The organism is Novosphingobium sp. MBES04 (genome assembly GCF_000813185.1).
Taxonomy (GTDB): Bacteria; Pseudomonadota; Alphaproteobacteria; order Sphingomonadales; family Sphingomonadaceae; genus Novosphingobium; species Novosphingobium decolorationis.
In genome coordinates, this window is the sequence record NZ_DF850488.1 from 1,357,995 (window position 1) to 1,382,340 (window position 24,346).

21 protein-coding genes are annotated in these 24,346 nt (G+C 67.7%); 9 read left to right on the forward strand and 12 right to left on the reverse strand.

Annotation, left to right across the window (positions count from 1 at the left end; all coding sequences use genetic code 11):
- Positions 1-95 precede the first annotated feature (95 nt).
- Both MBENS4_RS05925 and MBENS4_RS05930 read right to left on the reverse strand, forming a co-directional pair.
- On the reverse strand, positions 96-1,625 hold the full coding sequence (locus tag MBENS4_RS05925; protein WP_039389412.1) for an OprO/OprP family phosphate-selective porin: 1,530 nt from the start codon (positions 1,623-1,625) through the stop codon (positions 96-98).
- Positions 1,626-2,702: an ABC transporter substrate-binding protein gene (locus MBENS4_RS05930; protein WP_052322031.1), complete on the reverse strand. Its 1,077-nt coding sequence runs from the start codon at positions 2,700-2,702 to the stop codon at positions 1,626-1,628.
- Between the two features lie 106 nt (positions 2,703-2,808).
- Between MBENS4_RS05930 and MBENS4_RS05935 the strand changes: the two genes are divergently transcribed.
- Both MBENS4_RS05935 and MBENS4_RS05940 read left to right on the forward strand, forming a co-directional pair.
- Entirely contained in the window at positions 2,809-3,474 is a 666-nt protein-coding gene (locus MBENS4_RS05935) for a response regulator (protein ID WP_039389417.1), read from the forward strand.
- Complete coding sequence (locus MBENS4_RS05940) at positions 3,464-4,900, forward strand: sensor histidine kinase (RefSeq protein ID WP_052322032.1); 1,437 nt, start codon at positions 3,464-3,466, stop codon at positions 4,898-4,900. Before MBENS4_RS05935 ends, MBENS4_RS05940 begins: the two co-directional genes overlap by 11 nt.
- A gap of 23 nt (positions 4,901-4,923) precedes the next feature.
- Here the strand turns inward: MBENS4_RS05940 and MBENS4_RS05945 are convergent, their stop codons facing one another.
- Positions 4,924-5,574: a TetR/AcrR family transcriptional regulator gene (locus tag MBENS4_RS05945; RefSeq protein WP_039389419.1), complete on the reverse strand. Its 651-nt coding sequence runs from the start codon at positions 5,572-5,574 to the stop codon at positions 4,924-4,926.
- Positions 5,575-5,725: 151 nt separating this feature from the next.
- Here MBENS4_RS05945 and MBENS4_RS05950 point away from each other — a divergent pair, with 151 nt between their 5' ends.
- From MBENS4_RS05950 to MBENS4_RS05965, 4 genes are all read left to right on the forward strand, one after another.
- Positions 5,726-6,733, forward strand: coding sequence for an MBL fold metallo-hydrolase (locus tag MBENS4_RS05950; protein WP_039389420.1), 1,008 nt, complete (start codon positions 5,726-5,728; stop codon positions 6,731-6,733).
- Positions 6,734-6,773: 40 nt separating this feature from the next.
- A complete protein-coding gene (locus MBENS4_RS05955; protein WP_052322033.1) occupies positions 6,774-8,354 on the forward strand; it encodes an alginate export family protein in 1,581 nt (526 codons plus the stop codon).
- A gap of 77 nt (positions 8,355-8,431) precedes the next feature.
- Complete coding sequence (locus MBENS4_RS05960) at positions 8,432-9,628, forward strand: MFS transporter (protein WP_052322034.1); 1,197 nt, start codon at positions 8,432-8,434, stop codon at positions 9,626-9,628.
- A gap of 26 nt (positions 9,629-9,654) precedes the next feature.
- Positions 9,655-10,977 carry an MFS transporter gene (locus MBENS4_RS05965; protein ID WP_039389422.1) on the forward strand — a complete coding sequence of 441 codons (1,323 nt, stop codon included), beginning with the start codon at positions 9,655-9,657 and terminating at the stop codon, positions 10,975-10,977.
- 18 nt (positions 10,978-10,995) lie between these two features.
- Here MBENS4_RS05965 and MBENS4_RS05970 read toward each other — a convergent pair whose 3' ends face one another.
- From MBENS4_RS05970 to MBENS4_RS05985, 4 genes are read right to left on the reverse strand one after another with little or no spacing between them, the layout of a single operon-like run.
- Entirely contained in the window at positions 10,996-11,502 is a 507-nt protein-coding gene (locus MBENS4_RS05970; RefSeq protein ID WP_039389424.1) for an aromatic-ring-hydroxylating dioxygenase subunit beta, read from the reverse strand.
- Positions 11,499-12,776, reverse strand: coding sequence for an aromatic ring-hydroxylating oxygenase subunit alpha (locus tag MBENS4_RS05975; RefSeq protein ID WP_242404797.1), 1,278 nt, complete (start codon positions 12,774-12,776; stop codon positions 11,499-11,501). Before MBENS4_RS05975 ends, MBENS4_RS05970 begins: the two co-directional genes overlap by 4 nt.
- 5 nt (positions 12,777-12,781) lie before the next feature.
- Positions 12,782-13,330, reverse strand: a complete 549-nt coding sequence (locus MBENS4_RS05980; protein ID WP_039389427.1) for a nuclear transport factor 2 family protein — start codon at positions 13,328-13,330, stop codon at positions 12,782-12,784.
- The gene (locus MBENS4_RS05985; protein WP_084591978.1) at positions 13,330-14,466 is read right to left on the reverse strand and encodes an amidase; all 1,137 of its coding nucleotides are present in this window, start codon (positions 14,464-14,466) and stop codon (positions 13,330-13,332) included. Before MBENS4_RS05985 ends, MBENS4_RS05980 begins: the two co-directional genes overlap by 1 nt.
- A gap of 55 nt (positions 14,467-14,521) precedes the next feature.
- Between MBENS4_RS05985 and MBENS4_RS05990 the strand changes: the two genes are divergently transcribed.
- The 3 genes from MBENS4_RS05990 to MBENS4_RS06000 all read left to right on the forward strand — a co-directional run bounded on the left by MBENS4_RS05990 (position 14,522) and on the right by MBENS4_RS06000 (position 16,654).
- Positions 14,522-14,986, forward strand: a complete 465-nt coding sequence (locus MBENS4_RS05990; protein WP_039389429.1) for a MarR family winged helix-turn-helix transcriptional regulator — start codon at positions 14,522-14,524, stop codon at positions 14,984-14,986.
- Between the two features lie 71 nt (positions 14,987-15,057).
- Positions 15,058-15,834: a 2-keto-4-pentenoate hydratase gene (locus tag MBENS4_RS05995; RefSeq protein WP_052322035.1), complete on the forward strand. Its 777-nt coding sequence runs from the start codon at positions 15,058-15,060 to the stop codon at positions 15,832-15,834.
- Positions 15,835-16,207: 373 nt separating this feature from the next.
- Positions 16,208-16,654: a MarR family winged helix-turn-helix transcriptional regulator gene (locus MBENS4_RS06000; protein WP_039389433.1), complete on the forward strand. Its 447-nt coding sequence runs from the start codon at positions 16,208-16,210 to the stop codon at positions 16,652-16,654.
- A gap of 84 nt (positions 16,655-16,738) precedes the next feature.
- On the opposite strand, the gene MBENS4_RS06005 is transcribed toward MBENS4_RS06000, so the two are convergent.
- The 5 genes from MBENS4_RS06005 to MBENS4_RS06025 form a co-directional block, all read right to left on the reverse strand.
- On the reverse strand, positions 16,739-18,292 hold the full coding sequence (locus MBENS4_RS06005) for a GMC family oxidoreductase (protein ID WP_039389434.1): 1,554 nt from the start codon (positions 18,290-18,292) through the stop codon (positions 16,739-16,741).
- On the reverse strand, positions 18,289-18,822 hold the full coding sequence (locus MBENS4_RS23905; protein ID WP_052322036.1) for a hypothetical protein: 534 nt from the start codon (positions 18,820-18,822) through the stop codon (positions 18,289-18,291). The genes MBENS4_RS06005 and MBENS4_RS23905 overlap by 4 nt, the downstream gene beginning before the upstream one ends.
- Positions 18,822-21,143: a TonB-dependent receptor gene (locus MBENS4_RS06015; RefSeq protein WP_084591979.1), complete on the reverse strand. Its 2,322-nt coding sequence runs from the start codon at positions 21,141-21,143 to the stop codon at positions 18,822-18,824. The genes MBENS4_RS23905 and MBENS4_RS06015 overlap by 1 nt, the downstream gene beginning before the upstream one ends.
- 151 nt (positions 21,144-21,294) lie before the next feature.
- Entirely contained in the window at positions 21,295-22,599 is a 1,305-nt protein-coding gene (locus MBENS4_RS06020; RefSeq protein WP_242404798.1) for an amidase family protein, read from the reverse strand.
- A complete protein-coding gene (locus MBENS4_RS06025) occupies positions 22,596-24,098 on the reverse strand; it encodes an aldehyde dehydrogenase family protein (protein ID WP_084591980.1) in 1,503 nt (500 codons plus the stop codon). The genes MBENS4_RS06020 and MBENS4_RS06025 overlap by 4 nt, the downstream gene beginning before the upstream one ends.
- Positions 24,099-24,346 lie beyond the last annotated feature (248 nt).

Consider the following 24,346-nt stretch of genomic DNA (forward strand, 5'->3'; position numbering starts at 1 on the left):
GAAACTCTCCTGATGGCCTTTTGGCCTGTTTTAATGCGGTATCTCGACAAGGAACGGAGGCGCGCGCGAGGGAGACCGGGCGCCCCTGGTCCCTGTCAGAAGGTGACGCCGAGACGCGCGGCGAGGGTCTGGCCGCTGTCGCTTCCAGCATAAGGGCCGGCGGCGTCGGTGATGCTCCAGTAGATCCCGTTGAGCTGGATGCGCGTGAAGCTGTTGAGGTACCAGTTGGCCCCCAGCGTCGCGGTCCAGCCGTCGGCGGGATTGGGAATATTGCGGAACGAGACTTCCTCGTAGCGACTGGTCAGCTCCAGCGCGCCCGAACCGCCACCGAAGACGGGGTTGCGCACGTGCGGCTGCCCGAAACTGCCGGTGCGCGGGTTGTAGGGCGGCAGTTCACCCGTGACGAACCAGCCTGCCGACGCGCTGTAGGCGCGGGTCCGGAAATCGGGCTGTCCCCCTGCACGCCGCGCGCGGCGCTCGCCCGCCTCGGCCATGAACCAGACCGGCCCCTGGTAGCCCCCGAATTCAAGCCCGTAGCCGGTCGTGCCGGTGCCATCGGGCAGTGGCCCGGTGGAGACCCGCAGCGCCCCGTTGAAACGGGTGCCCATGAAGGTGTTGCGCGTCAGGTCGGTGGCCGAGGAGGCCAGCGCCTCATCGAAACCCCAGGCGCCCAGATGCAGCGCGCCGCGCTTGGAACGCAGCGGGTTCACGTGCGCGCGCGCCATGACCGTGCGGCTGTCGCTGTCGGTCTGGTCACCGTCGACCCGGTCGCCGGTGAGCGCGAGCGAGACGTGCCCGCCCGGAAAGAACACGCGGCCCATCGCCCCCACACCATAGTAGCCGCGCTCGGGCACGATGGTGTTGGGGACCACGCTGCGTTCAAGGAAGGCGGTCGAATCCGAACCCGTCGAGCCGTCGAAGGAGCGGTCGTTGAACAGGTGGCCCATGCGCAGATCGAAGCTGACGTCCTCGCTCAGACTGTCGCGCCAGCCCATGTAGGCGGTCATGATCTCGGCCCGGTTCTCCGAGAAATCGGCCTCGATCTGGTAGAAGAAATGGGTGCCTACACCGCCCTCGAAACCCAGGCGCAGCGCGCGCATGCCCGTGGTGGTCAGGTTGCGCCCATCGTGGTCCGATCCGAAGGTCGATCCGACATCGGCCAGAATGCGCCCGCGCGGCTTGAAGGTGTACTCGCCATCGGCCGAATGGAAGACGGGCAGCCCCGCGCCCCATTCGGTGGTCACGTCGGCCTCGTTCGCCGAGCGCGCCCGCGCAATGTCGCGCTCGGCCGGGCCCGGCGGGACCAGCTGCGGCGCAAAGGGCGGGGTCACGACCACGTGCACGGTCTTGGCGGCCGCATCCTTTGTCTCGGTCCTGGTAACGGCCTCAGACTGGGGTGCGGAGCCAGCCGCCAGCTGCACGCCATCAGCCTGCCCCTGCCCTTCAAGCTGCTCGATACGCGCGCGCAGGGTCGCGATCTCATCGACGCGGCTGCGCAGCTCGGCGATCTCGGCGGCCTGGCGGCGGACAAGATCGGCCAGGTCCTCGCGGCTCGGGGTCTGGGCAAGGGCCGGGCTCGCCGCGACAAGGGCAACGAGCGCGCAGCTGGTGGGAAGAAGACGCATTCAGGGGGACTTTCCTTGGGCAAGCGCGGCACTCCACGTTTCGAGGACACGCTGACGCTTGATCGGATCGAGATTGACGAAAAGGCGGGGGCCGCCGGGGATGGCGCGGGCCTGCCCGGACGCGAGGCGCGGCGCGGCCACATCGCCGCGCACCGGCGGCAGTCCAGCCCGCGCGAGAATGTCCTGCCCCTCACGCGAAAGCAGGAAATCGAGGAACAGACGCGCGGCAGCCGGGTGCGGGGCGCCGCGCGCGACAAAGGCGACGCGCGAGGCGACGATGGAGTAATCTTCAGGATAGAGGACGCCGATGCGCGGATCGGCCTTGGCACGCTCCTCGGCGTATGGCCCCACGACGTTGTAGGCGTACATCACGTCGCCGCGCGCCACGGCATCGAGCATGGCGCCGGTCGTCTCCATCAGGACCGGCCGGGTTGCCCCCAGCGCCTCAAGCAGGGCCTGCGTGTCCCGCGTCGCGGCAAGGTCCTGGGTAAGGAAGAGGTACCCGATGCCCGAACGCGCGGGATCGTAGGTCGCGACCTTACCCGTGAGATCCGCCCGGCGCGCGCGCAGCATCTGCGCAAAGGCGGCATGGGTGCGCGCAAGCCCTTGCTGAGCCACCTGCGCGCGGTTGTAGGCAATGGCGACCGGCTCGGCGGTGATGCGGTAGGACTGGTCATTCCACACCGCCTCTGCGGGAAGCGCGTCCTTCTCCCGACTGGCATAAGTCTGCGCATAGCCGTCGTTGACGAGCTTGGCCTGCATGGCCATGGCCGAGGACCAGACAATGTCCGCGCCCACCTTGCCCGCGTCGGCCTCCCGGCGGAAACGGGCATCGAGCACATCGGCGCTGAGGTCGTGGTAGCGCACCGTCACGCCCGCACCGCGGCGCTCGAAGGCGGCGATGAGCGACGCGACAGCGCCCGCATCGACGTTGGCGTAGACCTCGACCACGCCCCCTTCGCGCTGGGCCCGGGCCACGCGCGCCGCCTCGCCATCCCGGCCCAGATACGACCAGGCCAGGAGAGCCACAGCCGCAAGCCCCCCTAGGAAGACACCGAAAATCAGGTATGAACGCACGACACTCAAGCTCCTCTCGCTCCCCGGACCTTGCGTCGGGTAAGCCGCCAGTGGCGTCGATCTAATCAAACTTGCTGTCAGCAACCTTTCAGGGGTCTTTCCCGCCTTGCGCATCCTCCTTGTCGAAGACGACGACCAACTCGCCCGCAGCCTCGTGAACCTGCTGCGCAGCTCGGGCCACGCCGTCGATCACGTCGCGAGCGGACAGGACGCCCTGCTCTTCACGCAGCAGGAACCCTACGCCGCGCTTATCCTCGACGTGGGCCTGCCCGACATCGACGGCTTCGAGGTGCTGAGCACGCTGCGGCGGCGCGGCGAACGCATGGCCGTGCTCATGCTCACCGCGCGCGATGCGCTCGACGATCGGGTGCGCGGGCTGGACCTGGGCGCCGATGACTACCTGCGCAAACCCTTCGCGCCGGAAGAACTGGAAGCCCGGGTGCGCGCGCTCGGCCGCCGCAGGGGCGGCGATCCCACGCCCGAACTCACCATCGGCACCTTGCAGATCAACCGCTCGACAGGGGCGGCCAGCGTGGCCGGGCGCACGCTCGACCTGCGCCGCCGCGAGGCCGCCGTGCTCGACGCTCTGGCCACCCGCGCGGGCCAGCTGGTCACCCGTCAGGTTCTTCAGGGCGAGGTGTTCGGGCTCGACGAACCGGTCGGCCAGAACGCCCTGGAGGTCCACATCACGCGCCTTCGCGCCAAGCTGGCCCCGGACGGGCCCGCCATCCGGACGGTGCGCGGGGTCGGCTATATGCTCGATGTCGGCTGAGGCCGCCTTGCCCAGCCCGCCCCCCACCCTAGCCCCCACCCCAGCCTTGCGCACGCGCCTCCTCGTCGCGATGCTGGGCCCGATGGTGGGCGTTGCCATCGTCCTGGGCGTGATCGGCGCGCTCATCGTCACCGACGCGGTCCGCCGGGCCAACGACCGCGTGCTGGGCGGCGCACTTGGAGCCATCGCCGAAACGGTCGAGGCCGAACGGGGCGAGGTCACGCTCGACCTTCCCGCCGCCGCGTTTGGCATGCTCGAAAACCCGCAGCGCGATGCCGTGTTCTACCGGGTCGCGGTCGGCACGAAGACGCTGACGGGCGACCCGGGGCTCCCCCCGGCGCGCCCGCCGGCCCTGGACACGGGCGATGCGACAGGCGCGCCCAGCTACCGCTTCGCCACCTTTCGCGGACGCGCCATCCGCATCGCCGAACTGCACCGGCACCTCCCCGGCATCGCCGCGCCGATCTCGGTCCAGATCGCGGAAACGCTGGACCACCGCCGCGCGCTCGGCCGCCGCCTGATCCTTGCCCTGGTGCTGGGCGAGGCGCTCCTGATCGGCCTTGCCGTCCTGCTACTGCGCCCGGCGCTCGGCTGGAGCCTGCGCCCGCTCGCGCGGTTGCGTGAGGCCGTCGCGCGGCGCTCGCGCCGGGCCGCGCCCGACCTCTCCCCGCTCGATGCCGGGCCCCTGCCGCGCGAACTGGTGCCCCTCTCGCGCGCCTTCGACAGCCTGCTCGAACGCCTCGATACGGCCACGGCGGGCATGCGCCGCTTCACTGCCGACGCCTCGCACCAGATGCGCACGCCCCTCTCCACGCTCAAGGTGCAGCTGGCACTGGCCCGGCGCGGCGATCCCGATGCCCTGCGCGAGATCGCCGATGCCGCCGATCGCCTCGAACACCTGATGACCCAGCTTCTTGCCCTCGCCCGCGCCGAGGAAGCCGGCGTCGAGCCCGAGCGCGAACAGGTGGACCTTCACGAAGTGGCCGTCGCCGTCATCAACCGGCGCATCGGACAGGCCATCGCGGGCCGTGTCGAACTCCAGCTTGATGCCCCCGACGAACCGGTCCGCGTCTGGGCGCACCGAACGCTGGTCTTCGAGATGCTCTCCAATCTTGTCGACAACGCGATCCGCTACGGCGGCAGCGGGGGCGAGGTGGAGATCGCGATCACGCAGGAAGGCGCCCTCTCTGTCACCGACCGCGGGCCCGGCCTTGCCGAGGCGGACATGGCGCAGCTTGGCCAGCGCTTCGTGCGCTTTCAGCCCCGCTCAGGTCCCGGTGGCAGCGGGCTGGGCTTTGCCATCGTGCGCTCGGCCGCACAGCGCGTGGGCGCCACGATCCATGTCGAGGCCATGGCGCCCGGCCTTCGTGTTACCATCGCCTTTGCGGCCCCGATCGAGGTGATGCCGCAGGCCCGGAGCGCCTGAAGCCGCCCCCCCATCGCGCCGCCTCAGGTGCGCAGCTGCAGGCCCATGGTCTCGCGCATCGCGATCCCGAGCAACTTCGGGAAGGCCGGATCCGCGAACGTGTAGGGCCCCGGCTGGTTGCTGACGGTATTGTTGAGAACGCCATACATGACCTGGAAGGCAAAGCGGATGCGGCCTTCATCGATGCTCTCGGCAACGACGCCCGGTTCTGCGCGGACCCGTTCGAGATAGACCGAGGCGAGGCTGCGGGCGTTGCGACGAAACGGCTCCCAGGCTTCCGGGTCGACCAGGCTGACCCGGAACGCGGAGCGGAAGAAAGCGTCCTGACCGTCGAAGCGGCGCACCTGTTCGGCCAGCAACCGATCAAGGATCTCATCGAAGGGCGTCTCGCGCACGATTGTCTCGAGCAAGGGCCGCGATTCGGCCGCCGCCTTGACCATCACCGCCTTGAACAGTGTCAGCTTGTCGGGGAATCGGGCGTAGAAGGCCCCCGTGGAACATCCGGCCTGCCCGCAGATCTCGACGATGCCGACATCATCGAACGAGCGGCGCCGCGCGATATCCAGCGAAATCCGGATCAGGGTGTCGCGCAGGAGGCGGCTGCGCGACTGCAGCGCGCGCGGAACGCCGGCGCGTTCGAAGTCCTCGTCGAGATCGTCTGACGGCGTGTTCATCGTGCGAGCCATCGCCGATCTCGGCGGCCGTGTCCACGCCGCACAAAACAGAACCAGATTCTTATTCGTATTGACGCACGCCGCCGTGACCTGTAAATCGGCCCTCAAGCAACCCGCAAAGGGTCAGACAAAAACGCGTGGAGAGGTCCTGATGAAGCCCCAATTCCATCCCCCCGTCCTTGGCCGTCGCGCTCTGCTGCGCGCCTCGCTGATGGGCGCCACCGGCGCCATGCTCGCCCTTCCCGGCGCGCGACTGCTGGCCCAGCCAGGTTCGGCAGGTGCCTCCGATGCCGCCAGCGAGAAGGGCGCACGGCTCGTGCTGCTGGGCACCAAGGGCGGTCCGCGCGTCGGCGGCACGCGCTCGAACCCGGCCAACGCCATCGTCGTCGATGGCAACGTCTACATCGTCGACTGCGGCATGGGCGTGAGCGCACAGGCCTTCAAGGCGGGCCTGGACATGGCAAGGATGCGCGCGATCTTCATCTCGCACATGCATTCCGATCACGAACTGGAATTCGGCAACCTCGTCTACAACACCTGGGTCGCAGGGGACCTGCGCCAGAAGATCGACGCCTATGGCCCCAAGGGTCTTGCCGACATGGCGCGCAACTACTGGGCCACGCACAGTTCCGACATCCACACCCGCATCGCGGACGAGGGCCGTACCGATCCTGCTACACTCCTGGAAGTCCACGAATTCGACGCCAGGGAAGGCCTCGTCATGGACGACGGCGTGGTCCGCGTGACCGCACTCACCACCCCGCACCCGCCGATCAAGGACCTCGCCTACCGCTTCGAGACACCCTACGGCAGCATCGTTATCTCGGGCGACACCGCCTACAACCCCGCGCTCGCCGAATTCGCGCGCGACTGCGACGTCCTCGTCCACGAGACGCTCTATATCCCCGGCGTCGATGCCCTCGTGAAGCGCGCCCAGCAAGGCGAGGCGTTCCGCAACCACATCCTCAACTCGCACACCTCGGCTGAGGATGTCGGCAAGATCGCCACGCAGGCCCGCGCCAAGAAGCTGGTGCTGACCCACTTCGTGCCCGGCGACATGGAATGGATCACCGACGAGATGTGGCAGAAGGCCGCCGCCACCAACTACGCGGGCGAAATCCTCGTCGGCCACGACCTGCAAAACATTGCGCTGGGATAACCCGGACACCCAAATCCATAGATCGAACGGGAGAAACCTGATGCGCAGCCACCGCAAGGGATGGCGCGTTGGCGGGTGGGCCGGATGCCTGACGCTGGGACTTGTCGCGCCCAGCCTTGTCCCCACTGTCGCCTTCGCGGCCGACAGCGCCGGGCCAACGGCAGACCTGCCTGCCAACCACAACGAGACCGAGCCGAAAGCCCGACCCGTGCCCACCCCCGCTCCGGCGGGCAAGGACCCGCTTGCCTCGCCGTTCCCTGCCGAGGCGGATGGCCTGGGCCCACGCCTGGGGCCCCACTACCGCCTGCTGCGCGGCGCCGAGGACTGGCGCTTCATGGGCAGGGAGGGAGCCCCCGATGACCGCTTCGCGCCGCTCAAGGCGATCCCGCTCGACGGGGACGGCGATGTCACCCTGTCGCTGAGCGGGGGGCAACGCACCAGCGTCAGCCATTCGACGCGGCCGCTCCTCAACGACACGCGCAGCCGCACCGAGTGGCTCTCGCGCACGAACCTGGCCGCAGACCTGCGCATCGGGCCTGCCGTGCGCGTTTACGGCCAGCTCGTCTCGGGCCATATCTTCGGCACGAACGAAACCCGCCACGTACCGGTCTGGGAAAACGACCTCATCGTCCAGCAGCTCTTCACCGAGATCCGCGCGCCTGTAGCCTCGGGCGTGGCGCGCATCACGGTCGGCCGCCAGGAGTTCTTCGACGGCCCCCGCTTCCTGATCAGCCCCCGCGAGAACCCCAACATCCGCGTCTCGATGAACGGGGCGCGGCTCTCGATGGACTGGTCGCGCGTGCGCTTTACCGTCTTCGATTTCACGCCCACCGAACAGGGCAACGGGATCTTTGACGACGGCATCGGCAACGGCGAGACCTTTTCGGGCGGCATTGCGAGCCTGCTTCTCGCCCGGAACAGCGCGCAGGGCACCAACGACGCGATCTACCTCGATCCCTTCTACTACCACTACACCCGTGAACAGCGTACCAGCGGCCTCCTTTCCGGATCGGACCGGCGCGCGACCTGGGGCGCACGGCTGTGGGGCCACTGGGGCCGCGTGGCCTTCGACTGGAGCGCCATGAAGCAGGACGGGCGCTTTGCCGAACGTCCGGTCGATGCCTGGGCCATCTCGACCAACCAGTCGCTCGCGCTGGGCGCAGGCAAGCAGGCCCCCCGCCTCGGCTTCCACGCCGACTACGCCTCGGGCGGCGGCAGCTATGCCACCGACGGCAAGGTCGGCGCCTTCAACATCCTCTACAACGCCACGATCATCTTCAGCGACGACAATTACATCGGCGCGAGCAACGTGATGGGCGTGGCCCCCACCCTCCGTGTTCCCCTCTCGCGCAAGCTCAAGGTCGCCACCGAGGCTGGCTTCTACTGGCGTCCCAATGAAAACGACGCCGCCTATCGTGGCAACGCGGTCGTCTATGCGGGCACGCAGAACGTGCAAGGACACCACCTAGCCAACATCGCCCGCGCCCGGATCGACTGGACGCCGGACCCGCATGTCGTGCTCTCGGGCATCGCCAACTACGTCGATGCCGGCAAGGTCCTGACACGCGCGGGCTATGGCGATAACCTCTTTCTCCAGACACGTCTGACGCTGCGCTTCTGATGGCGGTGCGCGGTCTCCTGACGCAGGTGCCTGCGTCCCTTGGCCGCGCCGTGTCGGGGAGGGGAGAACAGGCTGCCATGCGTCCGCATCACCGTGAACACCTCATCACGCTGAGCTGCGCCAGCGTACTCTTCACCGCCGGGTACGCGCTTCAGGCTTTCGCGTTCTCCATGCCCGGCCTCGTGCGCGACTGGAACCTCGACGCGCAGGCGGTCGGCCCCCTGCTCGCCAGCGCCATGCTCGGCCTCATGCTTGGCTATCTCACCCTGTCCCCCCTGGCCGAGCGGATCGGCGTGCGCGTCATCGTCGCAGGCGCAATGGTCTGCCTTTCCCTCGCGACACTGGCCAGCCTGGCCGCGCCCGGCGTCCTCACCCTCGCGGCCTGCCGGGGTGTGATCGGGGCGGCGAGCGGCGCCGCCATTCCCGCCGCCGTCGCCATCGTCAGCCAGCAGGGGGCGCCCCGCTGGCAGGGTGCCCGCGTGGTCGCCACCTACACGGCCTACTCCTTCGGCTTCCTTGCCGCCGCCGGGCTGTCCGGCTGGCTGATCCCCGAAGCGGGCTGGCGCGCCGCCTGGGTGCCAGGTGCGCTCTTCGCACTTGCAGCCGCGCTGGGGGCCCTGGCCCTTCCGCGCCGGGCCGCGCGGAGCGGCACGCGCCAGCCCCGGATCCACGGCCCGCGCGCCTTGCTCGATCGCAACCGCCGCCTCGGCACCCTCCTGTTCTGGATCCTGTTTCCCGCCGGGCTCTGCCTGTTCTACGCGCTTCAGTCGTGGCTTCCGCTCCTTGCGACCGAAGGTGGCATCACCTTTTCCGGTGCGGTCGCACTGACCGGGATCTTCACACTGGGAAACATGCTGGGCGCGGTGCCGATGATCTGGTGGGCCGACCGCATGGGGCCCTTTCGCGCGCTTGCGGCGATGGGGCTGTTCAGCCTTGCCGGCCTCGCCTTGCTCGTCGTCGGCCTCGACCTTACCCACCCCTTGCTGCTGGCCGCCGCGCTCCTGGCCGGGATCGGCATTGGCGGCAGCCAGAAGGGCATGACCAGCGCCGCAAGCCTGTTCTATCCACCTGCCATGCGGACAACCGGCCTTGGCTATGCGCTTGGCATCGGCCGGATCGGCGCGGTCGGCGGCCCTCTTCTCCTCGGCCTGGGCCAGGGCTCGACCCGGCTTGGCCTCGCGCTGGCACTTCCCGTCCTGATTCTCGTGCTGGCCCCGCTCTGGCTCGACCGCCGCTACGGGCGGATCGACTGTGACGGACCGCCTCCCCCCTGACAAAATCCTGAAAGAGACCGGTTGCCATGACCTCTCCCACGCCCTCCAGAACCGCCACCGCGCACGATCCCCAGGCGCTTCTGGCGCACAGCCCGATGAGGCCACTCCAGATCCTCGTCGTGGCGCTCTCCATCGCGCTCAACGCGCTGGACGGGTTCGACGTGCTCGCGATCAGCTTCGCCTCGCCCGGCATCGCCAGCGAGTGGGGCATCGACCGCGCGGCGCTGGGTATTGTCCTCTCGATGGAGCTGATCGGCATGGCCATCGGCTCGATCCTGCTGGGCAACCTTGCCGACCGGATCGGGCGCCGCCCGACCGTGCTCGGCTGCCTGGTGGTGATGGCAGGGGGCATGGCTCTGGCGACATTGGCCAGCTCGGTCACGATGCTGGGCGTCATCCGCTTCCTGACGGGGCTCGGCATCGGGGGCATGCTGGCCTGCACCAACGCCATCGTCGCGGAATTTTCGAACGCACGCCACCGCAACCTGGCCGTCGCGATCATGGCCTCGGGCTATCCGATGGGCGCAATCCTGGGTGGCTCGATCGCAAGCTCGCTGCTGGCAGACGGCAACTGGCGCGACGTCTTCATCTTCGGCGCGCTCGTCAGTGCGGCCTTTCTGCCGCTGGCCTGGTTCCTGCTGCCGGAATCCGTCGGTTTTCACGTGCACCGCCGCCGCCCCGACGCCCTTGCCCGCATCAACGCGGTGCTTGGACGCCTGGGCCACCACGCTGCCGAGGGGCTGCCCGCCGCAAGCGACAGCGCCCCCAAGCCCTCGCTCGCCGCGCTCTTCGCACCCCGGCTCGCGCGCAGCACGATCCTGCTCACGCTGGCCTATTTCTGCCACATCATGACCTTCTACTTCATCCTGAAGTGGATCCCCAAGATCGTGGTCGACATGGGCTATCCCGCCGCGCAGGCGGGCGGCGTGCTGGTCTGGGCCAATGTCGGCGGCCTCCTGGGCGCAAGCCTGCTCAGCTTCCTCACGTACCGCGTCCAGGTGCGCTGGCTGGTCATCGGCGCAATGCTCGTCTCGACGGTCATGGTCACGGTCTTTGGCCAGGGACAGACGAGCCTTGGCGGCCTTGCGACGGTCGCAGGCGCGGCCGGCTTCTTCACCAATGCGGGCGTGGTCGGCCTCTACGCGATCTTTGCCAAGGCCTTCCCGACCGAAGTGCGCGCAGGCGGAACCGGCTTCGTGATCGGCGTCGGGCGCGGCGGCGCGGCGCTGGGCCCGATCGTGGCAGGCTTCCTGTTCACCGCAGGCTTCGGCCTTGCCGAGGTCGCCCTGCTGATGGCCTGCGGATCGCTGCTGGGTGCCGCCGCGCTCGTCTTCCTCAAACAGGACTGAGCACGGCGGCGTCCCCTGTCAGAACAGGTAGCCGATCCCCCAGAGCGGATCGTCGGAATTGAGGAGAAGGATCTCCTTGTACGCCATGCGCAAGCCCTCGCCCGTGCGCACCAGGTGGTAGGTGACGTCCGCGCCGATGACGCGGGTGCGCTCGAACTTGTACTCCACCAGCATCTGCGCGCAGCGCACCAGGACGCCGCCGTCGGGCGCCTCCTCGAGCACGAAGCGCGAGGTCGTGCGCACCGTGCGCGCCGAGGGCGCGGATGAAATCGAGAACCCGCTCTTGAGGCGCTTCACGCGCATCGCGCGCATCTCGGCATCGTCATAGGCGATGTTGAGTTCGCCCGCGCGGTCCTCGGCCTCGCGCTCGATCGGGATCACGTAGAGCCCGTCCGGCGTGAACAGGGGGAGCCAGGCCGTGTAATCCTGGCGGTCGAGCAGTTCGGCCTCGCGCCAGATGAAGGCGCTTGCCTCGTCCAGCGTGATGACGGCCAGGTCGCTGCGGGTCATTTCGGTCGTGCTCATGCCGACATCATCCTCTTCCATTCCTGATAGGCCGCGCGCATGCCGCTCTCGGCGCTGACATCGGTCACGTGATCGCCCGCCGCGTGGCCGATGATCGGGGCCTGCCCCCGGTTGACGAGGATCCACAGGTCATCGCCCGCTGCCGAGCCGCGCTGGACGCGCTCCCAGCCCTCGGCATCGTCGGGCGATCCAAAGCCCATCGGCCCCTGGAAGTGCTCGTGCAGGCGCAGGCGCATGCGGTTGCCCGCCTCGGGGCCGCCATCCATGCCGATGGCGATGTGGCGGATCTCGGTCTCATCGACGCTGACCGGGCGCAGCACGCGGAAGAACGCCATCGAACAGGCCACATTGGGAAAGAGGTTGAGGTTGAAGCCCCCGCCGCCCACGGCGCGCACGATGCGGCGTACCTCGTGGTCGGAGTAGCCCTCGCCGCGCAGTTCCTCGGCCAGATCGGCGAAGCGTTCGGGGATCGGCGCCTCGAGGTTCTCCTCCAGGTCGACCAACTCGGGCATCATCACCATGACCGAATGGCCATGCCCCAGGTCCTCGACCCAGCCGCCGCGCCCCAGGACATCGAAGACGTTGCCGGTCTCGGCATCGAGACTGTCGAGGAAGGTCTTGTGAACGATCGGGAAGTGGTAGGCGTCGGTGGTGTTCTCGAGCTGGATCTTCCAGTTGCCCGGGAAGCGGAACTGGTGCTCGCCCAGCGTCTTCACCGGGTAGCCCGCGCCCTGCTTCATGAACAGGTCGATCCACTTCTTCGCGCTGCCGAGGAAGTCCGCGAGCGGCTCGATGTCGTCGCGGAAGGTTGCGAAGATCATGCCGTTGTACTGTTCGGTGCGCAGCGAAACGAGCGGGAACTCGTCCTTGTCGAAATCCTCGCCATAGACCGAGGCGTGCGGCACCGAGCGCAGCTTGCCATCGAGATTGTAGCTCCAGCCGTGATAGGGGCATACGAAGACCGAAGTCTTGCCCGCCTTCTTCTCGCACACCGTCGCCGCGCGGTGGCGGCAGCGGTTGAGGAGGACGTGGATCTTCTCCTCCTTGTCGCGCGTCACGATCACCGGCTGCTTGCCCACGAAGGACTTCTTGAAGGTGTTCTTGCCCGGCACCTCGCTCGCGTGTGCGACCCAGACCCAGGTGTTCTTGAAGATGCGCTCCATCTCCTCGTCAAAGATCGCCGGATCCTTGTAGAGCGAGGTGTGGACGCGATCATCCTGCACGAGGCTGGCGTAGTCCCCATCCGGTCGCGTCATGTCCGTCGGCATGTCCATGGCGTTCATTCTCCTGTCCTGTGTCCGGGCACCGGGACCGGTGCCGGATCGTCCCACCGACTCACCGGCCGGCTGAAAAGGTTCTCGGTTTCGAAACGGGCGATGCGCCAGACCCCATCCTCCAGGGCGAAGCCGACATTGAGACGCGCAGACCGCACGTCGCTGCGCCCATCGGCATACGTCGAGGTCTGGAGCATCATCCATTGCCCCTGCGCCTGCCCTGCCCCGTCCGCGACGCGGATCGTCTCGGAGGAAAGGAAGTGCGCGTTCATCGCGAAGTGCGGCGGCGTACCGCCCTCCTCGCCCTGGTACTGCGCCAGCATGGCGACGATTGCCGCGCGGCCGCGGTGGCCGCCAAAGGCGCCTGCATAGCGCGCACCGACCCCGGTCCAGACTGCCTCGCGGGTGAAGAGCTCGCCCAGCTCCTCCATCGGCGAGGTCGGCGAAAGCGTGTCGCAGATCTCCATGTAGCGGGCCATGACGCCGCGGATCGCCCCTTCCGCCTCGAGCTTTTCCAGCCGGGCGAGTACAGCAGCGTAGTCGTCCTGCGCCATCACAGGGCTCCTTCCAGAGCCAGGCCGAGGGCGCACAGACGCGCCTCCGCGCCCTTGGCCGCAACAAGCTGCACGCCAACCGGAAGGCCCTCGCGCGTAAGGGTCGGCAGGGTCAGTGCGGGATGACCCGAGAGGTTGAAAGGCCGCACCAGTTCGGTCAGGCGCAGCGCCCCTTGCGCATCGCCCGCCTCGCGCACGAGAAGCGGCACGCTGGGCAAAGTCGGCAGGACCAGCGCGTCACAAGTCTCCAGCGCGGTGTCGATTTCACCAGTGATGCGTTCGCGTACCGCTTCGGCCTCAGCCCGCGCCGCCGCATCGACCTTGAGGCCCGCGGCCAGGCGCGCGTCGATGTCGGGGCCCAGCTTTCCCGAACCCACGAGATGCCCGAAGAGCGCGGCCATTTCAGCCGCCATGATGGTGATCCCGGCGCGGTGCGCCTCGGCAAGCGAGGGCAGTGCAGCCGCATGAACCTGCGCGCCGCTGCGCGCCAGCACGGTATCGAGCGCGGCCTCCACATCGCCATCGGCCGTGGTCGGCACTCGCCCGAGCGTGAAATCGCGCGCAGCCTCGGGCCTCTCGAAACCCGGACAGATCGCCTCCATTGCCGTGATGAGCCTACGCATGTCACGTGCGAAGGGACCGATGCAGTCAAGCGAGCTCGACGCCGGGACAGCGCCCGTGCGCGGCACCGCGCCGAAGGTTGGCTTCAGACCGAAAACCGCGCAGCAGGCCGCGGGCATGCGGATCGAGCCCCCCGTGTCGGTGCCGATCGCGAAATCCACCAGGCACGCGGCTACGGCCGCCGCGCTGCCGCTGGAAGAGCCGCCCACGATGCGTTCGGGAAAGCGCGGGTTGCGCGGCGTGCCGGTGTGCGCGTTGGCCCCGGTCACCCCATAGGCAAGCTCGTGCATGTTGGCCTTGCCCACGATCCGGCACCCCGCCGCCAGAAGCGCCTCGACGACGGCGGCATGGTGGGCTTCGGGCGCAGCCTCATCGAACGCCGCGCTGCCACAGCCGGTGCGGGTACCCGCAATGGCAAGGCAATCCTTCACCGCGACGCGCGGGGCCGCGCGGCCGGGATCACGTGCCAGATCGAGGTGCTGAACAAGGATTGCGGTGTCGGGGGGATATGTCATAAAGCGAAAGCAACACGAATCACGTGATTAGTCAACTATTTTAGGGCTTGTACAAATGCCGCAGATCCACGAGCTGATCGCGATGGATCACGATCACCGCCTGACCTACGATGCCTGGCCGTTCTACGGGCTGACCCGGGCGCACACGCGCTACCAGACCGCGCTCAGCTCCGCGCTCGAGGACACCGGTCTCGATCCGACGAGCTGGCGCATCGTCATGGTGCTCAAGGAAGAGCGCTGGATGACCGTGAGCGACATCGCCGCGCAGGCCAATTCCAAACTCTCGGCCATGACCCGCGCGATCCAGCGCATGGAAAGCCAGGGGCTAGTCGAGCTGCGCAGCGGCCAGCGCGACCGCCGCGCGACCGAAGTGGCGTTAAGCCCGGCGGGCGAGGCGCTCGTCGCACCTGCGGTGGACGCCGCACGCCATGTCTTCAACCGCGCCTTTGCCGGGTTCGACGAGGAAAAACTCACTCTCCTGCGCACACTGCTTGGGGACATGGCCCAAAACCTGCGCTAACCGGCTGGCAGCACATTTCCGGTATGTTCCCCAGAGGGCCGGTCCAGGCCCTTCCAGATCAAGGACACATCATGACCGTCGCCCCCACCGAAGCCGCCCGCGTCTTCGTCCTCAACCGCTACAACAAGGTCGGCTTCGACGAATTCCCGGGCATCATGCCCTCCAATCCGGACGAAGCCTACGCGATCCAGGACGCGGCCATCGCGGAATGGAACAGCCCGGTCGTGGGCTGGAAGGTCGGCCGGATCACGGGCGAAATGGAAAGCCGGTTCGGGGAGAACCGTTTCCTCGGCCCGATATTCGAGGAGGACGTGTGGCCGCTCGAACGCGGAGGCCCCACCCCCTTCCCGATGATTCGCGGCGGCTTTGCCGCGCTCGAGGCCGAACTGGTGGCCCGCATCTCCGCGCCCGGGGAACGCGATGACTGGACCGCGCAGGACTGCGCCTCTCTCGTCCAGGCCTGGCATGCCGGGATCGAGGTGGCCGGAAGCCCGCTGGCGACCATCAACGACCTGGGCCCTCTTGCCAGCATTGCCGTCTTTGGCAACAACATGGGGCTCATCCTGGGGCCCGAAATTGCGGTCAGCGATCCCGATACGGTGGAGGCCACCACCACCATCGCCGGCACGACTTTCGGGCCGCGCGCGGCAGGAATGCTGCCCGGTGGCCCCCTCACCGCGATCGCCTTTGCACTCAACCGGCTGGCCCGGATGGGCGAAACCGTGCCCGAGGGCTGCCTGATTTCGACCGGCGCGGTCACCGGCGTCCATGTGGTGGAAGAGGGTCAGGAATGCCGCGTGCAGTTCGCGCCCGACATCACGCTCGAGTGCGTCGTCACCCCGCTCTGAGCGGCACATGGTGGAAGGCCCTGTCGAAGTAGACGAGGCCTTCCTTCGCACCCTCGTCGCCGGCTCGCGGCTAGCCTCTTCTCCGGTGCACGGGGTCGCCCAGGCATCCCCGGTCGCCTCGTAGAAGAACGTGTGCGGCGGTGGAGGTATCGTGACCCGCGTCGTTCAGAAGGACCGACATCATCCCGGTCTTGCTGGAATACGACGAGAATATTACTTGAACAGTCATCTGTTGTTCGCGTTGTCTCACGGGCCGCTCGGGGATAGGCAAAGCCTGGGCGAAGAGGGAACAGCCACCGCGCGAATGCGTCCGGCCGCCCCGATCCGCCAGGCACGCGCAGGCCGCTGGCCGCGCCAGGGAGAGTACCGAGCGATGGATGCAGGCGGCGAGACGGACTTCAACATGGAGGAGTGGCCGTTCTACTGGCTCACCCGCTTCTCCGGGCGCTACCTCCAGCAGATGGAGCTTGCCCTGAAACCGATCGGCCTCGACGTTGCGCAGTGGCGCGTGCTCATGGCGCTGCGCGACCGCGAACGCCTGAGCGTCAGCGAGATCGCCGACCACGCGATTGCCAAGCTTCCGACCATGACGAAGATCATCAAGCGCATGGAAAGCGACGGCCTGGTGGCCTGCACGCCGCGTCCCAGTGACCAGCGTGTGACCGAGGTGCGCCTGACGCCCGAGGGCGAAGCGGCCAGCCGCGAGGCCTGGGCCGCCGCGAACCGGATCTACGCGCGTACCTTCGAGGGAGTCTCGGACAGAGACGTCGCCAGTCTCAACCGTTTGCTGCGCACAATAACCCGCAACATCGTGCTCTAGGCCACGCTGGAGGCCGTCCCCAAGCCGCGCCGAGAAAAGGCCCGCCGCGCAAGGGTGCGCGGCGGGCAGGCTCGAGCTTGCGGATCAGAGACGGCCGGCGCGAAGTTCGCCATCGATATGTTCGGCCTGGCGCATGGCCAGCGCCACGATGGTGAGCGTCGGGTTGCAGCCGCCTGCGGTCGGGAACAGGCTGCCGTCCGAGACGAAGAGATTGGCGACATCGTGGGTGCGTCCATACGGGGTGCACACGCTGGCCCTGGGATCGTCGCCCATGCGCGCGGTGCCCATGTTGTGGGTGGCGGGAATGTAGTCGCCCATTTCCACGATCTCCTCGGCGCCCATCGCCTCGTAGATGCGGCGGCCTGCCTTCCAGGCGTATTCCTTCATCGCGATGGTATTGGGATGGTCCTCGTAGTGGATCACCGGGACCGGCAGGCCGTTGGCATCGCGCGCCTCGGGGTGCAGCGTGATCGCGTTGGAGTACTGCGGCGGATCCTCGCCCGTGAGCAGCATCCCAGCGAGGTACTCGTACTTGTCGAGCACGCGGGTGAGATCGCGCCCCCAGCCGCCGACCAGCATGTTCTTGGCCAGCACCTCGGGCGTGAAAGGCACCGTGGAGATGAGGAAGCCCCCGGCAAAGCCGCGTTCAGGCCGGTGCGCGCGTTCGTCGCGCACGACACCCGCAAGGTGGGTCTGGCGGTAGAAATGGACCTTGCCCGGCATCACCCCCATGACCTGGATCGTGAAGTGGCGCATGTAGTTGCGCCCGACAAGTCCGCTCGAATTGGCCAGCCCGTCCGGATGGCGCGCGGAGCGGTTGTTGAGAAGGAGCCGCGTGGTCTCCACCACGTTGCCCGCGATCGAGACCGCGCGCGCCTTCTGCGTGACGCTCTGCCCCTCATGCAGGTACGTGACCGAGGCGATGCGTCCGTCCTCACCGACCTCGAGCCCTGTCACCATGCACCCGGGGCGCAGCTCGAAATTGCCGGTTTCCTCGGCAGCGGGGATCTCGGTGTAGAGCGTCGACCACTTGGCGCCCAGCGCGCAGCCCGAAGTGCAGAAGCCCAGCTGGCGGCAATGGGGGCGGCCATCGCGCGCGACCGAGTTGATCGCCATGTTGTGGGTGTCCATGTCGGTGTAGCCGCACTTGCGCGCGCCCGCTTCCAGGACCTTGTAGTTGTTGCCGGGCGGCAGATGCGGGTTGCCATGGGTGCCGGTCACCCCCATGCGCATCTCGGCCTTGTCGTACCAGGGCGCCATGTCCTCGGGGCTCACCGGCCAGTCGACCAGCGTGGTGTCGGGCATGTCCCCATAAGTGCTGCGCGCGCGCATCTCGTGCGGTTCGAAGCGCGGGCAGGCCCCGGTCCAGTGCATGGTCGTACCGCCCACCGTCTTGCAGCCCCAGACCGGGAACCTGGGATCGGGCTTGCCGGTCGCCATGCGCGGGTCGAGCCAGGTGAGCTTGTTGAACATCTCGGTCTCGTCGTTGACGATATCGCCAAGCGTCAGGCGGGGCCCGGCCTCCAGGCACACCACCTTGTGTCCCCGGCTCGCCAGCTCGCGCGAGAGCACGCCGCCGCCCGCCCCCGACCCGATCACCACGAAAACCGAGCTGTCATCCAGCGAATAGGTCGTCACTGCATCTCTCCTGCACCCGGCAGCCAGTCGATGTCGTCGAAGCCCCGGTCGAGATAGCCGCCGTATTCGACCGAGGAACCCTCATAGCCGAGCCTGTCCCAGACCCGCGCGTCGCGGTAGACGAGTTCGGCCCCGCGCATGAGGTAGGCGGTAAAGAACGGCTCCTGATCGACGCGGGCCACCAGCGCGCGCTGGATGACGGCGGGCAGCTGCGCGAAAGGCGCGATGTAGGAGGCATCGAGCAGAGCAAGGCCCCGGCGATGCTCGGCAAGCGCGTCGGGACGCGCGGCCAGTTCCTCCAGATAGCACCCCGCCATCTCGTCATAGAAGGCGGGCGCGAAAGCCGCGTGCGGGAACATCTGGCGCAGCAGCGCCGCGCTGGTCTCCCGCTCGCCCGGGCCTTCAGTGTCCAGTTCGGCCGCGTGCAGCGGCGCAGCCAGCCCCCCCAGGGCGGGAAGAAGCGCGCCCAGCGCGATCCCCCCCAGAACCTGGCGCCGCCCAAGGCCGGCGTGCGTGTCAGCCCCCGCCATCAGAACGCGTACCCGAGCTTGGCGTAGTACTGCCGGCCGCGGTCGAAGCCTTGCATGAAGAAGCCGAAGGAAGGCTGGTAATCGCCGAAGATGCGGAACTTCTTGTCGCCGATATTGTCGATGCCCAGCGTCAGCGAGAGGTGCTCGTCCGCATCGCGCCAGCGCAGGTTCGCGTTGAACAGGCTATAACCTGGCTGGTAGAGTTCGGGCGTGTTGATGCCGTTCGCATTGGTGAAGAAGCCCGAGCGGTAGGACCAGTCGACATGCGGCGTAATCGTGCCCGAATTGCCAAGGTCGAAGTCCTTTTCGCCCGAAGCGCTGGCGGTCCACTTGGAGACGAACACGAACTTGCTGTCGAGGGTGAGCCCCTGCACGCCTTCGTCCAGTTCCTTGTAGTCGGCATCGGTCAGGCCCAGTGCGGCGTTGAAGCGAAATCCGTCGCCCGGTGCGAAGTTGGTCTCCAGCTCGAAGCCCTGGATGCGCGCCTTGCCCGCGTTGGTAAAGAAGGGACCGACACGGGTCGCATCGGCGACCAGCAACTGCATGTCGTTGTAGTCGGCGTAGTAGGCCGAACCGTTCAGGCGCAGCATGTTGTTGAGCGCCATGAGCTTGAAGCCGGCTTCGTAGGAATCGACCGTTTCGGGACGGAAGCTGGGCAGCGATTCCTCGGGCGGGAAGACGCGCTGGGTGTAGCCGCCACCCTTGAAGCCCTGCGAATAGGTTGCGTAGAGCATGAGGTCGGGCGTTGCTTCCCAGGACGCGTTGACCATCGGCGTCCACTTCTGGACGTTGTTGTCGGCCCACTCGTACGGCGCAAGACGCGTGCCGGGGGGCAAGGTCATGAAAGGGGCAAGCCCGTCGATCACGTACTGATCGGGCAGGAACGACTTCTTGTCGTCGGTGTAGCGAAGCCCGCCGGTCAGCGTCAGGCCATCGACCACCTCGTAGCCGAACTGCGCGAAGCCCGCCCAGTTCTCGTAGTCATAATAGCCGCCCGACTGCGCATAGACGACGAGGAAGTCGATCGGGTTGATGTCGCGCCCGGACTCGGTGAAGTAGTAGAGCCCCGTGACCCAGTTGAGCCGACCGTCAAGCGCGCTGCCCACCAGCTGCAGCTCCTGGCTGAACTGCTTCTGCTTGAAGTCGTCGTAGACGTAGTTGATGTCGAGGTTCGAGCCGTCGCGGTCCTGCGCGAAGGAACCGTTGATGCGGCGCCAGGCGCTGATCGACTTGACCTCGATCTCGTCGGTGAGGTCATAGGACACGGTCAGCGAAGCCGACCACAGTTCCAGGTCCGAGAAGGTCTCGCCGGTCGAGTAGTTGGTATCGCGGCTGAACAGGCGCGAGTTGTAGCAGGCGGTGTTGTTCGCCTGCGCCGGGGTCAGGCAGTAGCCCGGATCGGTCATGCCGCTGGCGATGAGGTTGTTGAGCACGGCAAAGCCGTCCATCGCGTTCGGGTCCATGCCGGTCACGACAACCGGAGCGCCATTGCTCTTGTCGCGGGTGTAATCGGCGGCCAGGGTCACGTCGAGGCGACTTCCGACAGGCGCGAAGCGCAGCGCGCCGCGCACCATCTTGCTGTCCTTGTTGCCGAACCTGGTGCCCAGTTCGGGCGCGTCGACATAGCCATCCTGGCTGAACAGCCCGCCCGAGATCTTGGCGTAGAGCCCCTCGGTCAGGGGGCCCGAGATCATCGCGCGCAGGTTGACGAGGTTGTCGGTACCGTACTTGGCATCGGCCTTCACCCGCAGCGTCTCATCCGGCTGGATCGTCGTCAGGTTGATCGCGCCGCCCACCGTGTTGCGGCCGAACAGCGTGCCCTGCGGTCCGCGCAGAACCTCGACCGAGGCGACGTCGATGAGATCGAACACGCCGCCCGCCGTGCGCCCGAGGTAGACCCCGTCGATGTAGATGCCCACGCCCGGCTCGGTGGTCGGCGCAAAGTCGCTCTGGCCAATGCCGCGGATGTAGACCGCCGCGTTCGAGGCAATGCCGCTGTTCGAGGGGACGTTGGCAAAGGTCAGGTTGGGCGTGAAATCCTGGATGCGGTTGATCTGGGTGATCCCCTGCGCCTCAAGCCGCTCGGCGCTGAAAGCGGTGATCGAGATCGGCGTGGACTGGAGATCCTCGGTCTGCTTGCGCGCGGTGACGGTAATCACCTCCAGCCCTGCGGCGGCCTGAGCCTGAGCCTGGGCCTGGGCCTGGGGCGCTTCCTGCGCGCAGGCCGGAAGCGCCAGCGAGGCGGCTGCAATGGACAGGAAAGCACTGGTGCCTGCCCGGAATGCGGACAGGCGGCGCGCGCGACGATGTGATCGAGCCATGAATATTTCCCCCTTGAATGCCTTGGAAAAAGAGTCCTGCGAACATCGCCGGTCTTCGCGCCGGTCCTTGCAGGGGAAGCTGTCACCAAGCGGGAGGGGCGGCTATTCGGATTGCGCAGCCAATGTGCGCGTTGGGAACAAAAGCCGCGCCTCAGCCCCTGCGCGGTACAGCCCGGGTGGCCTTGTCCCGAAATGGACCCGCAAGTCGCGCGGCAAGCTGCAGCAAGGCGCGGTCGCGCCCTCTCGCGCCGGTCAGCATCATGCCGACGGGAAGTCCGGCATCATCGCATCCGACAGGGAGTGAGATCGCGGGCAACCCGGCCATGCTGTCGGGGCGCGTGAAGCGGCTGAGCGTCGGGAATGCGGGCACCACCTCCCCGCACAGCGTGACCGTCTCGCCGCCGCCCCGCGCCGGGGCCACCATCGGCACGGTGGGTTGCAGCACGGCATCAATACCGTCCGCGAAGAGTTCGGCAAAGGCGCCGCGCAAGGCGGGCCAGGTTGTCCCGATCGCCTCATCATAGACCGCCTGGGGCACCGCCTCGCCAGAAAGCGCGCTGGCCACCAGCTCGCGCACGTCCGCACCGGCAATGCGCCCCAGGCTGGAGGCCAGATCGCGCCCGGTCAGGGCCGGAACACTGGCGGCCAGCGAGCGCGCCGTCTCGAAAAGCGCGATGGGAAAGCCGCAGGCCTCGTCGAGCGCGGTGATACGCGACAGATCGCAAGGAACGGTGCGCACGCCCAGCGCTTCCAGCACCGCCACGTTGCGCGCAAACGCCGCGCCCACGGCAGGCTCGAGCGAGCCCAGCGCTTCGGGGGCCGGAATGGCAATGGTGGGCGAACCGGGAAAGCCGGGCTCCTCCTTCGCCTCCGCCGCGATCACGGCGTCCGCCCAGAGGATCGGCGCGAGCGAGCGCGCCATCAGGCCCAGCGTGTCCCGGCTGGGCGAGAGGCCGATGAGGCCATCACCCGGGTAGCGCCCGGTCGAGGGGCGAAAGCCGATCACCCCGCACAGCGCGGCCGGAATGCGCGCCGATCCACCAGTGTCGGTGACAAGTGCCAGATCGCCCAGGCCCAGCGCCAGCGCAGCGCCCGCGCCTCCGCTCGATCCACCTGCGATCCGGCCCGGATCGTGGGGATTGGCAATGTCCCCGCTCCAGGCGTTGGCGCCCGTCACGCCAAACGCCAGTTCGTGCAGCGTGGTGCGAACGGGAAAGCACGCGCCAGCCTCGCGCAACCGCTGCACCGCGCCCGCATCGCGGTCCGCACGGCACCCGGCAAAGAGCGGACTCCCCGCCGTCCAGGACTGGCCGCGCACCGCAATGTTGTCCTTCACCAGGACGACGGGCGCGCTCTCTTGCGAAAGCGCGCCCTCCCGCGCATCGTGCGCGGCTATGGCGTTGAGCCCGCGCGCGGCCGCAAGCCGCCACGCGGTGTCTTCGCCCGCCCTGCTCACAGCGGCATCGTGACCGACTTTGATTCGGTGTAGAGGTTCTGCACCGCATGGCCCAATTCGCGGCCATAGCCCGACATCTTGTAGCCCCCGAAGGGCACGGCCGGATCGAGCAGGTTGTGCGCGTTGACCCAGACATTGCCCGCCTTGAGCGTGCGCACGAAGCGGTTGGCAAGCTGCAGGTTGCCGGTCCACACGCTCGCCCCCAGGCCATAGGCACTGTCGTTGGCCATGCGCGTCACCTCGTCGAGGTCATCGAAGGGCGTTGCTGCCAGCACCGGACCGAAGATCTCCTCCCGGTAGATCGTCATGTCCGGGCGCACGTCGGCAAAGACAGCCGGGCGCAGGAAGTGGCCGGGCCCGTCGATCGCCTCGCCGCCGGTGACGAGCCGTCCACCCTCGGCGCTGCCCTTGTCGAGATAGGACTGTACACGGGCGCGCTGCGTGGCCGAGATCAGCGGGCCCATCTGCGAGTTGGGGTCGAAACCCGAACCGACGGTGAAGCTGTCGGCGGCCTGGGCCAGCCCCTCGATCACGGCCTCGTAGAGCGGGCGCTCGACAAAGAGGCGCGAGCCGGCGGTGCAGACCTGCCCGTGGTTGAAGAAGACCGCCTGCGCCGCGCCCTGCACGGCCATCTCGACGTCCGCGTCCTTGAGGATCACGACCGGCGACTTGCCACCCAGTTCAAGCGACAGCCGCTTCATCGTGCCCGCCGCGCGCTGCTGGATGATCTTGCCCACTTCGGTCGAGCCGGTGAAGGCGATCTTGTCGACATCGGGATGGTCGACCAGCGCCTGGCCGGGCTCGGCATCGCCAGTGACGATGTTGACGACGCCCGCAGGAAAGCCCGCCTCGCAGATCAGCTCGCCCAGCCGCAGCGCACTGAGCGGCGTGTCCTCGGCGGGCTTGAGCACGACCGTGCAGCCCGCCGCGAGCGCCGGAGCAATCTTCCAGATCGCCATGACCAGAGGGAAGTTCCAGGGAATGATCTGGCCGACCACGCCCACCGGCTCACGCAAGGTGTAGGACGTGAACTGGACATCGGGCACGTAGGCGAAGGAGGGCGAGATCGTGGTGCCCTCGATCTTGGTGGCCCAGCCCGCCATGTAGCGCAGCGAATCGATGGCGAGGTTGAGGTCGGCGTGGCGCGACATCATCAGGATCTTGCCGTTGTCGAGCGTCTCCAGTTCAGCAAACTCGTCAGCCCGCGCTTCCAGCATGTCGGCGAGCTTGAGCAGCAGGCGCTCGCGCTGCACCGGGCGCACCTTGGCCCAGTCCCCTTCGAAGGCGCGCCGCGCGGCGGCCACGGCCTTGTCGACGTCCGCCGCGCCGCCGGCGGGCACGCTGGTGATCTCCAGCCCCGTCGCCGGATCGCTCACTGAGATGGTGCGGCCCGACTGCGCCGCGCACCATTCCCCGTCGATCAGCATGCCCTTGGGGGCCGAGACGAAGGCACGGGTGGCCTCGGACAGAAGGGTCTTCTGGTCGATCATCTTGCTCATATGGACTCCGCAACAAACTCGAAGAAACGTGATGTCCCGAGTTAGGCCGCGAAGTCCCCCGACCGCTATTCAGATCGCGCAGGCAGGAACCGGAATTGGCAGCGAAGTCGCGCGAAAGGCGCCAAGACAGAACACTTGACTTTTCAATTTATTCCAACATCCTGAAGCCATAAGTGGGGAACCAGAAATAGTACTGTCTCAATGATTTGACTGCCCGGAAGGGCGGCAGGGAGGAGTCATGCTAGGCT

What these genes read in the sequence shown, in the direction of transcription:
- MBENS4_RS05925 (WP_039389412.1), bottom strand. Translation starts at nt 1,625, where the DNA reads ATGCGTCTTCTTCCCACCAGCTGCGCGCTCGTTGCCCTTGTCGCGGCG.
- MBENS4_RS05940 (WP_052322032.1), top strand. Translation starts at nt 3,464, where the DNA reads ATGTCGGCTGAGGCCGCCTTGCCCAGCCCGCCCCCCACCCTAGCCCCC.
- MBENS4_RS05945 (WP_039389419.1), bottom strand. Translation starts at nt 5,574, where the DNA reads ATGAACACGCCGTCAGACGATCTCGACGAGGACTTCGAACGCGCCGGC.
- MBENS4_RS05950 (WP_039389420.1), top strand. Translation starts at nt 5,726, where the DNA reads ATGAAGCCCCAATTCCATCCCCCCGTCCTTGGCCGTCGCGCTCTGCTG.
- MBENS4_RS05955 (WP_052322033.1), top strand. Translation starts at nt 6,774, where the DNA reads ATGCGCAGCCACCGCAAGGGATGGCGCGTTGGCGGGTGGGCCGGATGC.
- MBENS4_RS05960 (WP_052322034.1), top strand. Translation starts at nt 8,432, where the DNA reads ATGCGTCCGCATCACCGTGAACACCTCATCACGCTGAGCTGCGCCAGC.
- MBENS4_RS05965 (WP_039389422.1), top strand. Translation starts at nt 9,655, where the DNA reads ATGACCTCTCCCACGCCCTCCAGAACCGCCACCGCGCACGATCCCCAG.
- MBENS4_RS05970 (WP_039389424.1), bottom strand. Translation starts at nt 11,502, where the DNA reads ATGAGCACGACCGAAATGACCCGCAGCGACCTGGCCGTCATCACGCTG.
- MBENS4_RS05975 (WP_242404797.1), bottom strand. Translation starts at nt 12,776, where the DNA reads ATGGACATGCCGACGGACATGACGCGACCGGATGGGGACTACGCCAGC.
- MBENS4_RS05980 (WP_039389427.1), bottom strand. Translation starts at nt 13,330, where the DNA reads ATGGCGCAGGACGACTACGCTGCTGTACTCGCCCGGCTGGAAAAGCTC.
- MBENS4_RS05985 (WP_084591978.1), bottom strand. Translation starts at nt 14,466, where the DNA reads ATGACATATCCCCCCGACACCGCAATCCTTGTTCAGCACCTCGATCTG.
- MBENS4_RS05990 (WP_039389429.1), top strand. Translation starts at nt 14,522, where the DNA reads ATGCCGCAGATCCACGAGCTGATCGCGATGGATCACGATCACCGCCTG.
- MBENS4_RS05995 (WP_052322035.1), top strand. Translation starts at nt 15,058, where the DNA reads ATGACCGTCGCCCCCACCGAAGCCGCCCGCGTCTTCGTCCTCAACCGC.
- MBENS4_RS06000 (WP_039389433.1), top strand. Translation starts at nt 16,208, where the DNA reads ATGGATGCAGGCGGCGAGACGGACTTCAACATGGAGGAGTGGCCGTTC.
- MBENS4_RS23905 (WP_052322036.1), bottom strand. Translation starts at nt 18,822, where the DNA reads ATGGCGGGGGCTGACACGCACGCCGGCCTTGGGCGGCGCCAGGTTCTG.
- MBENS4_RS06015 (WP_084591979.1), bottom strand. Translation starts at nt 21,143, where the DNA reads ATGGCTCGATCACATCGTCGCGCGCGCCGCCTGTCCGCATTCCGGGCA.
- MBENS4_RS06025 (WP_084591980.1), bottom strand. Translation starts at nt 24,098, where the DNA reads ATGAGCAAGATGATCGACCAGAAGACCCTTCTGTCCGAGGCCACCCGT.